The following is a 10,680-nucleotide window of genomic DNA, read 5'->3' on the forward strand; positions in this document are numbered from 1 at the left end:
TGGGGGGAGGGTTATCGCTGGGGACGGCCCTTGAAGACCACCACGTCGGCGCCGTTGCCCAGATCGAGCTCGACGCGTACGGGACGGGCTTCCTCGGGGATCTGGAAGACGTAGACGCCCTTGGCGGAATCGCCGTCGGCCACCGAGGCCGGGAACGGCACCTCGCCGTCGGAGGCGACGCTCACCGCCGGGGTGCGCTCCTGCCCGTAGTAGGCATTGACCACACCGAGCGCCAGGTCGAGCTTCTTCCCGGTCTGGTTCTTCACCTTCACGGTGATCGCGAGCGCCGGACCACCGATCTCGCCGGGCAGGCTCGCGGTGGCCTGGACGGAGTCGATCCGGGCCAGCCGGGCAGTCACGCCCGGAGAGGTAGTCGCTACCGCCTTCAGCCCGAGCGCGCGGTCGCCATCCGAGGACTCCCCCGCGTCCTCGTCCTCCGACTCGGAGGACTCGGACTCCTTCTCCGACGGACTCGCAGACGCAGAGGGTGCGGCGGCCACCGTCGAGTCCGACCCGGCGGTGGCCGGGCCGGAGGAGCTGCGCACGATGAGCACGACCGCGACGCTCACGAGGACGACGGCAGCGACAGCCGCCGCGACGTAAATCCTCGAACGCGGGACTTGACTGAGCATGGGGGATCTTCCGCGGGCGGGGTCGGACAAAGACATCTGTTCAAAGACGCTGCATTCAAGCCCAAGTCCGACGCCCGCGGGGCGATCCTCACACCCACTCCCCAAGATCGGGTATGCCGGCTACGGCTCGGTCACCTTCAGATCGTCGTAGCTGACGTCCACCGGCGTGGTGCCGATCGTCGAGGAGCCGAAGCCGCGCAGCATCACGCCACCCGGGAGCTGGTTGGCCACCGTCGAGTCGGAGATCTCGTACGTCCACCCCGACGGCTCCGCCGAGCCGGCCGGCCACACCTTGGCGCGCACGGTCGCCGGCGCGGTGCCGGTGACCTGGAGCCGCACCTTGAGCCGGTCACCGGGCGCGACGCTCAGACCCGGCACGACGTTGGCGCCGACGACCGGGGTCCCGCTGCGTACGAGGTGGACGCCGACGGTGCCGTCCGGGTTGAACCGGAGCCGCGAGGCGTAGTGGTCGGAGCCGGAGACGCGAGCACCGAGGATCGACCAGACGTAGCCCGCGTCGGGGAGCCGGGAGACCCCGACGCTGACGGTGGCGTCGACGTCGGTCGCCGAGACGTCGCCGAGCCGGGACTCGGTCGTCCCGCCCGGGGTGACCGCGTGCTGGCCGCGGCCTTCGGAGACGGAGAAGTTGCCGGCGACGCCGACGCTGCGGGTCCAGGTGCCACCGGTCTCGGCCGTGCCCCAGCCGCTCGTCTCGGAACGCCCGAAGGTGTCCGCGGCGACGACGCCCTCGGCCGGAGGTGCTGGCTCGCCGGCCACGTCGACGCTGACCGACTCGGTGGGCGACTGGTTGCCGAAGGCGTCCTCTGCGACGACGCGGTAGCTCTGGGTGGTGCCCGGCGGCGCGGCGGTGTCGAGGTAGGTCTGCGTGGTCTGCTTCCAGAACGCCGCGGTGACGGCCTTCGTGTGGATCGGCGCGGCGTCGGCCGAGGCGCGGTAGACCTTGTAGGTCACGGTCGCGTTGTCCCGGTCGGCGTTGCCGGGCCAGGTCAGCCGCACCTGGCCGTCGGCCGGAGAGGTCGCGGTGAGCCCGAACTCCGCGCCGGACAGGGCGGGACCGACGTCGTTGGGCGCGATGTCCTTGACCGCGAAACGCACCAGCCCCTGCTGGGCGACGCCGTCGACCTTGAGGAACTCGCCGCCGTAGACGACGTAGTCGGCGTTGGCCGTCACCGTCCAGGGCGCCTGGTTGGCACCGGTGAAGGTGCCGGGGGTCCACTTCGGGTACCACTCCAGGAACTCCGGTCGCGGGGTGCCGGGGTGGTCGGGGTAGCCGTAGATGTCGCGGGTGTTGGTGCCGCGTACGGCCTGGGTGACCGCCGTGGAGTGCTGGAAGCTGCGCGGGCTGGTCTCCGGGAAGCCACCGGAGTTGCCGCAGTAGTGCTTGTGGCTGGCCTGGTAGACGACGTCGACCGTCGGCCAGATCGAGTAGGTGTCGCCGTGGCAGTCCTCGAGCCAGGTCAGCTTGCCCGCTGCCCAGTCGGCCTTGAAGGAACCCTCGACGTTGCCGCCGCTGCCGTAGTGGTAACCGGTGCCATAGAAGCTGGTGCCGTCGGTCTCCAGGGAGAGGATCGCTGAGTTGGCGCCACCGTTGCGGACCTCGGAGTTGACCGGCAGCGACATCGACGCGCCGGTGGCGACCTTGATCCGGGCCAGGCCGTAACCCGGGTTGGAGAGGCCGTTGACGCGGGTGAAGTTGCCGCCGATCACGATGTCGGCGCCGTCGGGCGAGACCACCAGGTCCTGCACCGACCCGTTGGAGACCGTCGGGTTCATGGACAGCAGCTGGGTGCCGGTGTCGTTGGGCCGGACGGCAGCCACCTTCGTACGCGCGGTGTTGTCGGCGGAGGTGAACACACCGCCGTAGAAGACCGCGTCGGCGGTGGCCGCGACCGCGTTGGTGGTCGAGTTGAAGATCGGCCGGAAGCTGGTCAGCGCGCCCGTGGCCAGGTTGATCGCGGCGCCGCGGTAGCGGTTGACGCCGTTGACCTGGGTGAAGCTGCCGGCGAGGTAGAGCAGGGACTCGTCGGGCGAGAGCGCCATGTCCTTGACCTGGCCGTTGAAGCTCGGCGCGAAGCTGTCGATCAGCTCACCGGTGGAGAGCCGGTAGGCCAGCATGTTGGACCGCGGGGTCTCGTTCGTGCCAGCCGCGGCGCCCGCCGGGCGTGCCGAGCTGAAGTTGCCCCCCACATAGACGATGTCGCCGACGATCACCTGCTTCCAGGCGACCCCGTCGATCTGCACCGTCGGAAGTACGTCCGCCGAGACCGTCTCCGGCAGCTCCGGGTCGACCGGAGCCGTGTCCGCCGTCGCCCCTCCCGACATGACCAGGCTGCTCACCCCGAGAACAGCTGCGACCGCTCCCGCCGCCAGCAGACGCCATTCGTGAATCCGCGTCATCATCCATCCCTGCACAAGGCGGCCACTTCGGCCGCGACACGGCAGTGTCGCGGACACACACGGTCATTCGCCGGTCAATCGCACGTCCGATCCCCTGAATCGGGTATGTGTGGGGGCGTAAGCATCCAACGCTCGCAAACTGCATGGCCCAGGGGGCAGACTCCCACACCATCAGTTGGATGCAGAGTCCATAGGAAGGCGTACGTCTCTTGGCTGTCCCGTCCCGGGTCCTTCTCGGTATCTCCACGGTCGCCACCGTTGTCGCGCTGGGCTCGACCTACGTGCTGACCTCCGGTCCCGCCGAGGAGCCCACGCCACGTGCGGAGAGGAACTACGGCGATCTGCCGCCCGACGACTTCGGCGGGCCGGTGACGCTGACGCCGTCCCCCGCCCCGTCGGTCTCTCCCTCTGCGTCCTCGACGCGCTCGGCCAAGCCCTCGGATGGTGCGGAGCCGAAGAAGCGGCCCACGGACTCGGGGAAGCCGAACCGCTCCGGCGATCGGCCGGGCGAGCAGGGACCGCGTGAGGGTGAGCCGCTGAGCTCACCACCGGCGGGCGGCGCTCCGGGGTCGGGCGACACCGGCGTACCTCCCAAGAAGAAGCTGCGCGTACACCGCGGGGATCTGGTCGTCAGGACCCCGGGGAAGGTCGTCGACGGGCTCGAGGTGCACGGCCGGATCAACGTCGAGGCGCCGAACGTGACGATCCGCAACACCAGGGTGATCGTGCCGACCGGCTCGGAGACCGCCGGGATCTCCAACAACAACGACAACGGCACGGGGATGCTGATCAGCAACGTCGAGGTGCTGGCCGAGAACGCCGCACCCGGCGTCAACGGCGTGGTCGGCCACGACTTCACCCTCCAGAGCTCCGAGATCCATCACGTCACCGACCAGGTGCACATCACCGGCAGCAACGTGACGGTGCGCGACAACTGGTTTCACGACAACTACCACTTCGAGAGCGACCCCTACCAGGGCGGCGGCGCCTCCCACGACGACTCGATCCAGATCATCGGCGGCAGCAACATCACGATCGCAGGCAACCGCTTCACCGGCGCCTACAACGCCGGCGTCATGATCACCCAGAGCATCCGCGACGTCGACGGGGTCACGATCCGCGACAACCTGCTCGGCGGGGGCGGCTGCACGGTCAACATCGCCGAGAAGGGCCGAGGCCCGATCGACGGCCTGGCGATCCGCGACAACCGGTTCCTCAGCGACCAGCGGATCGACGGCTGTGCGATCATCCACCCGTCCTCGACGAAGGTCAGCCACTCCGGCAACGTCTGGGACAACTCCGGCCGTCCGGTGGCCCTCAGCCGCGGCTGACCTTCTGAGCCAGCGCGCCTCTCACGGTCACGACCAGCGACATCACGTCGCGGCGGATCGACGGGACGAGCAGAAGAAGTCCGTACGCCACGGCCCCGGCCACCACGCAGACCGGCACCGCCGCCGCAGGGGGCTGCCCGTGGAGGGCTTGGGCGGCGGCGTACGCAGCGGCCGCGACCGCCGCGGCGACCACCAGGATGCGGGCGGCACCGAGGTAGAGCGGGCCGACCCGGAGTCGGGTGCGGCGGGAGATCCACCACAGCGACAGCGGCCACTCCAGAAGGTGGGCGGTCGCGTAGCCGACCGCGACGCCGGTGACTCCGTAGCGCACTCCGACGAGCACGCAGAGGACCTTCAGCACCGAGGCGACCAAGGTGTAGTGGCGCAGCTCCGTGGTCAGCCCGTGGGCGAGATAGACCCAGTAGCCGACGTAGGCCAGCGTCTGGAACAGCCCCGCGCAGGCGAGCAGGGCGACGATGCCGGCGACGTCCCAGCCCGGGCCGAGCAGGAGCGCGCAGACCGGTGCCGCGGCGCCCGCGACCAGACCGAGCCCGGCGCCGAGGCTGTAGCCGAGCGCGACCTGGCCGCGCTGCACGAACCGCTGGGTCAGCGCCGGGTTGTCGCGGATCCGGCTCAGCACCGGCAGCGCCACCGTCGTGGTGGGGCTGCGCAGCTGCACCAGCGGGTTCATCAGCAGCTGCCAGGCGCGGTTGTAGGTGCCCAGCTCGTGGGCGCCCAGGCGGGTGCCGATGAGGACCGAGTCGATGTTGCTGGCCGCATAGTTGATCAGCTGCGTACCCGCCAGCGACCAGCCGAAACGCAGGAAACCGCCCATCTCGACACCACGGCGGGGGCGGCCGGGGAACCAGCCGGCGAACGCGCCGATGGCCACCAGGCCGACAGCGGCTTGGACCAGCTGCTGGACGACGAGGGCCCAGTAGCCGGCGCCGTTGGCCGCTGCGTACGCCGCGATCCCGAGGGCCAGCAGCGGCGCCAGGACCGTGGCGGCGGCGAGCCGGGTGAAGAGCAATCGACGGGTGAGGTCGGCGCGATACTGCGCGCCCATGCCGTTGAGGACGAAGATCCCCGCCATCGCGGCGGTGAGGGCCGTCAGGGCCGGCTCGTCGTAGAGGGCGGCGACGAGCGGGGCGGCCGCGATGACGACGAGCGCGAGGGCGATGCCGAGGGCGGTGTTGAGCCACCACAGGTTCGACTGCTGCGCCCGGGTGAGCACCTTGGCCTGGATCGCGGCGGTCGAGAGCCCGAAGTCGCGGAAGATCTCGGCGACCGCGACCACCGCCAGCACCATCGCGACCAGGCCGTAGTCGCGCGGCGTGAGCAGCCGCGAGAGCACCACGACCGAGGCGATCTGGACCAGGATGCGTACGCCCTGGCCGCCGAGCACCACCATCCCGCCGCGGGCGGCGCTCCGGCCGAGGCCGCGCCGCTCGGTGTCCTCCACGCTCAACCGAGGACCTCGGCCGCGATCTCCTCGCGGTAGCGCTCGGCGCCGAAGCGCTCCTCGGCGTCCTTGCGGCCGGTTGAGGCGAGCTCGGCGGCGAGGGTGGGATCCGTGGCGAGCCGCTGGATCGCGTCGGCGAGGTCGTTCGCGTCGCCCGGGGCGACGAGGAGGCCGGTCTCGCCGTCGGTCACGATCTCGGCCAGCCCCTGCACGCGGCTCGCGATCAGCGGCCGCTCGGCGAGCAGCGCCTCGACCGCGACGTTGCCGAAGGGCTCGACGCGCGAGGGCACCAGTACCACGTCGGCCTGCTCGAGCTCGCGGGCCGGCTCGGCGACATAGCCGAGGAACTCGACGCTGCCCGCGAGGTCGCTGTCGGAGGCTCGGGAACGGAGCTCCTGCTCGAACCACTCATAGCCCGCGAACACCGACCCGCACACCCGCAGCCGGGCGTCGATCCCCCGCCGGCGCACCTCGGCGAGCGCCTCGAGCGCCAGGTCGGTCCCCTTGCGCGGCGAGAGCCGCCCGACCAGCACCAGCCGCAGCGTCTCGTTCGGCGTCCGGCTGCGCGCCGCCGCCACGGACTCCGGCCCCTGCACCCCGTTGTAGACGACAGTCGTACGCCGCTCCAGCGCCTTCACCGTGTGCGTGATGACGTCGCGGGATGCCCGCGAGTTGGCAACCACGCGGGTGGCCAGCAGAAGCGGAGCGGTCAAGGCGAGGCGTACGGGCTTCGGCTGGTCGTCCTCGGCCTCGTGCACGTGGCAGACCACGGGGACGCGGGCCGCGCGCGCGACGACGATCCACCACGGGATCGTCACGGTGTTGACGAGCAGCCGGCTCGGCCGGACCCGCCGCCACAGTCGCGCCGCCCGCACCCAGAAGACCATCAGCGCGGCGACCAGCCGGACAAGGCCGGTGGGGCTGAGGTAGGCCTTGCGCAGCACCGGGAAGGCCATCACCTCGACGCTCGCGCCGGCGGCCTCGAGCAGCGGGAGAAGGGGTCCACGCTCGGGTACGACGACGGTGACCCGCTGTCCCGCCTGGTGCAGCCCACGCACCGTCTCGACCAGCTGAAGATCGGAACCGTAGACGTCCGGCGACGGGTGGGCGACCAACAAACACATGATGGGCAACGGTATGTCACGGGGACGGCCCGGGCCGAAGGTCCTGGCAAAGTCCTACCCAGATCTGGGGAGCGGACCGGATTCGTGACCTTCAACGGTCAAGCGTCATCTAGGGTCCGCATGTCCAACCCCCACGTATGAGCGAAGCAGGATCGAGCATGGCCGCGACCGGCGCCGAACGCGCCCCGAGCGGGTTCCGCTCACATCTGGAGGCTCTGGCTCAGGCACAGAAGCCCTCGCTCAACACCGCGGCCTACTCGCGGCTCGTCAACCGGCCCGCCGGCCGCATCGTCGCCGCGGCCGCGCACACCGTCGGCGCGAGCCCCAACCAGGTGACCGCGCTGAGCGCGACGCTCTCGGCTGCCGGGCTGGCCGTGCTCGCGCTGGTCGAGCCTCGCTGGTGGACCGGGATCCTGGTCGCGGCACTGCTGGCCGCGGGCTACGTGCTCGACTCCTCCGACGGGCAGCTCGCCCGGCTGCGAGGCGGCGGATCGCGCTCGGGTGAGTGGCTCGACCACACCATCGACTGCTTCAAGACCGCCAGCCTGCATCTGGCGGTGCTCGTGTCCTGGTATCGCTTCGGCCCGGTCACCGACGGCTGGCTGCTGGTGCCGCTGGGCTTCGAGGTGGTCGCCGTGGTGACGTACTTCGGGCTGATCCTGATGCCGACGCTGCGCCGGCAATCGGAGGTCGAGCTTGTCGAGACCCGACCCGTCACCGGTCACGAGAACCCGCTGCGCAAGTGGGCGCTGCTGCCGATGGACTACGGCGCGCAGTGCTGGATGTTCGTGCTGCTCGGCTTCGGGGTGGTCTTCTCCTGGGTCTACGCCCTGGTCTTCGTCTGCAACGCTGCCGCGCTGGCCATCGCGCTGCGCAAGTGGTGGCGTGAGCTGCGCGTGCTCGACGGCTCGGTCGAGGTCTCGTCGTGAGCGAGCTCTCCCGGCTGGCCGTGGTGGTGGTCAGCTATGGCGCTCCCGCCCTGCTGGAGCGGCACACGACCCACGTCGCCGCCGCGCTCCGGCCCGCGCGGATCGTCGTCGTCGACAACCATTCGACCGACGCCAATCGCGACGCGGTCCGGGCCCTGTGCGAGCGCGAGGGCTGGACCGGCGTCTTCCCCGGCACCAACACCGGCTTCGGAGCCGGCTGCAACCTGGGCGCCGCGGCTGCCCTGGCCGAGGGTGCCGAGGTACTGCTCTTCCTCAACCCGGATGCCACGATCGACGCCGAGTCGGCCGTACGCCTCATGGCCGCCGTCGAGGCCGAGCCGCTCCTGCTCGCCGGGCCGACGGTGCTCGGCTCGGACGGGTCGGTCGCCTCTGCGGGCATCGATCTCGACCTCGACACCGGGATGATGCGCCCCTGGCGGCGGCGCGCCGCCCTTCCCATCGAGCAGAGCCCCGGCGCGGAGACGCTGCCCTGGGTCACCGGCGCCTGCTTCGCGGTCACGCGTGAGTTGTGGGAGCGGCTTTCCGGCTTCGATGAGCGCTACTTCCTCTACTGGGAGGACGTCGACCTCTGTGCCCGGGTCCAGGCGCTCGGCGGCCGGGTAGCGGTCATCGACGGGGTCACCGCGATCCACTCCGGCGGTGGCACCCAGCGCGCGGAGGGTTCCCGCGCCAAGTCGCCGGCCTACTACTACTTCAACATCCGCAACCGTGCCCTCTTCGCGCGGGCCTGGCTCAGCCAGGAGCGGCAGGGGGCCTGGCGTCGCGGGGCTGTCGGGGCTGCGTACGAGATCCTCATGCGAGGTGGCCGCCGACAGCTCCTGCACCCGGTACGACCGGTCTCCGCGGTCGTCCGTGGGCTGCGCGACGGGCGCCGCGACCGGCCGGTCCGGGTCCTGGCGTCGGCCAGGGAGCTGCGCGCGACGACCAACCCCTACATCGTCCAGCTCGTCGAGACCCTGGGGCGGCGCGACGACACCGAGGTCGTGCTCTTCGGCTTCGCCCGGGCGATCGTGGGCCGCTACGACGTCTTCCACGTGCACTGGCCCGAGCTGCTGCTGACCTCGGCACGTACACCGCTGCGCCGGCTCGCCCGCCGCCTGCTCACCACCGCGTTCATTCTTCGGCTCCGGCTGACCCGGACCCCGGTCGTACGCACCTGGCACAACCTCGTCCGACCTGACGGCCTGAGCCGCTGGGACCACCTGCTCCTCAACGCCCTCGAGCGCCGCACCAGGCACGTCATCCGGCTCACCGACCAGACCGCTCCCCCGCTCGACGTGCCGATCTCGACGATCGTCCACGCCCACTACCGCGACTGGTTCGAGCCGGTCATCAGGGCGTTGGACGAGACCGTGGAGACCGTCGAGAGGCGGGTGCTCTACTTCGGACTGATCAAGCCCTACAAAGGTGTCGAGCAGCTCTTGGAGGCGGTCGCCGACAGCCCGGAGGCAGACCTGGACGTACGCCTCGTCGGCTCCCCCTCCGACCCCGCCCTGGCCGATCAGGTCCGCGCCGCCGTGGCGGCGGACACGCGGGTGAGCGCCGACCTGAGCTACGCCGACGACGCCACCCTGGCCGCCGAGATCGCCGCCGCCACGTTGGTCGTACTGCCCTACAAAGCGATGCACAACTCCGGCGCCCTCCTGCTCGCACTCTCCCTCGACACCCCGGTCCTGGCCCCCGACAACGAGGTCAACCGTCGCCTGGCCGAGGAGGTCGGCGAAGGTTGGCTCCACCTCTTCGAGGGCACCCTCACGATCGAGGACCTAGAGCGTGCGTTGAAGGCGGTCGTCGCCAATCCGCCTTACGGTCGGCCCGATCTGTCGGCGCGGGAGTGGCCGGAGTCTGCTGCGCTGCATGCTGCGGCGTTTCGGGCTTCGCTTTATCCGTAGGTGACGTCTCTTCGCTGGCGATCACACAGGTTGTACGTCGTGTGCTGTTGCTGCGGGGTATGGCGCGGAGTTCTTAGTTGCGTACGGGCTTGGGTCGCGGGACGCTCGTGCCTCCGGCGGGCGGTGCCTCGTGGGTGCCTACGGCAGTGGGCTTGACCTTGTGAAACGTTCACAAGTTGGCGTCGAATCGCGTGCCGATTCCGGGATCGGGCCGGTGTAACGGGCGGGCCGTAGGCCGCCATGTCGGGCCTTCCCACTGGTTCGAAGAGTTCCCCATGGCACGAAGAGCTGCACGTTCCGGAGCGTGGGAAAATTCACCGCAGGGGCAAGTCGGCGCCGCGGCGAGACGGCTGGCCAGCAACGGTCGCGGTCATCAGGAGCTCCGACTCGAACGCCCCACATTGCCGGACCGCTTCCCGAGTTGGAGGCGTGGCCAGTCAGGCATCGTCGCCAGGCTGTTCCGTGTGGGCGTCGCGATGTCGGCTGGCGGAGGGTGTGTGCGGAGACCAGTGGTTGGTCACCGAGTGGAACGGTTCAGCGAGAGCTGAGACCGGTTGGCGGAGCGGGAGGCCTGATGTCCGGTTCCTGGTGGAGTGATTCCTCGCGCCACCGATTAGGGGCGGCGGGTGAACCGGATCGTGCCATCCGGTAGTCGCTCATGAATGTAGCCGGGAGCATGGGCCAATCGGTGATGGTGCGGGCAGAGCAGCGCCCCGTCCTTCAGGTTTGTCTTTCCGCCAGTTGCCCAGGGGGCCAGGTGGTGGGCGTCGCACCACGTGGCTGTCGCGCTTTGAGTTGCTGGCGTCGGTGTCGGCCGGGCGGAGCCCGGCCCGGCTCAGCCGGTGGCCAGGCTGGTTTGGTGGAGTCGTCG

General features: G+C 70.4%; 7 protein-coding genes. 3 read left to right on the top strand and 4 right to left on the bottom strand.

Annotated features, from left to right (window positions below; genetic code table 11):
• Window positions 1-11: 11 nt before the first annotated feature.
• Window positions 12-569: a hypothetical protein gene (locus ACFWQC_RS25670; protein ID WP_378684788.1), complete on the bottom strand. Its 558-nt coding sequence runs from the start codon at window positions 567-569 to the stop codon at window positions 12-14.
• Window positions 570-752: 183 nt separating this feature from the next.
• On the bottom strand, window positions 753-3,050 hold the full coding sequence (locus tag ACFWQC_RS25675) for a hypothetical protein (protein WP_378684790.1): 2,298 nt from the start codon (window positions 3,048-3,050) through the stop codon (window positions 753-755).
• 209 nt (window positions 3,051-3,259) lie between these two features.
• Here ACFWQC_RS25675 and ACFWQC_RS25680 point away from each other — a divergent pair, with 209 nt between their 5' ends.
• A complete protein-coding gene (locus ACFWQC_RS25680) occupies window positions 3,260-4,381 on the top strand; it encodes a right-handed parallel beta-helix repeat-containing protein (protein WP_378684793.1) in 1,122 nt (373 codons plus the stop codon).
• Here the strand turns inward: ACFWQC_RS25680 and ACFWQC_RS25685 are convergent.
• Together ACFWQC_RS25685 and ACFWQC_RS25690 are read right to left on the bottom strand one after the other, a co-directional pair.
• A complete protein-coding gene (locus tag ACFWQC_RS25685; protein ID WP_378684808.1) occupies window positions 4,368-5,843 on the bottom strand; it encodes a lipopolysaccharide biosynthesis protein in 1,476 nt (491 codons plus the stop codon). The genes ACFWQC_RS25680 and ACFWQC_RS25685 overlap by 14 nt on opposite strands.
• Before the next feature lie 2 nt (window positions 5,844-5,845).
• A complete protein-coding gene (locus ACFWQC_RS25690; protein ID WP_378684796.1) occupies window positions 5,846-6,967 on the bottom strand; it encodes a glycosyltransferase family 4 protein in 1,122 nt (373 codons plus the stop codon).
• A 158-nt stretch (window positions 6,968-7,125) separates the two neighbouring features.
• Between ACFWQC_RS25690 and ACFWQC_RS25695 the strand changes: the two genes are divergently transcribed.
• Window positions 7,126-7,896, top strand: coding sequence for a CDP-alcohol phosphatidyltransferase family protein (locus ACFWQC_RS25695; RefSeq protein WP_378684799.1), 771 nt, complete (start codon window positions 7,126-7,128; stop codon window positions 7,894-7,896).
• The gene (locus tag ACFWQC_RS25700; protein WP_378684802.1) at window positions 7,893-9,809 is read left to right on the top strand and encodes a glycosyltransferase; all 1,917 of its coding nucleotides are present in this window, start codon (window positions 7,893-7,895) and stop codon (window positions 9,807-9,809) included. Before ACFWQC_RS25695 ends, ACFWQC_RS25700 begins: the two co-directional genes overlap by 4 nt.
• Window positions 9,810-10,680 lie beyond the last annotated feature (871 nt).

This window comes from Nocardioides sp. NPDC058538 (genome assembly GCF_042719275.1).
GTDB lineage: Bacteria > Actinomycetota > Actinomycetes > Propionibacteriales > Nocardioidaceae > Nocardioides.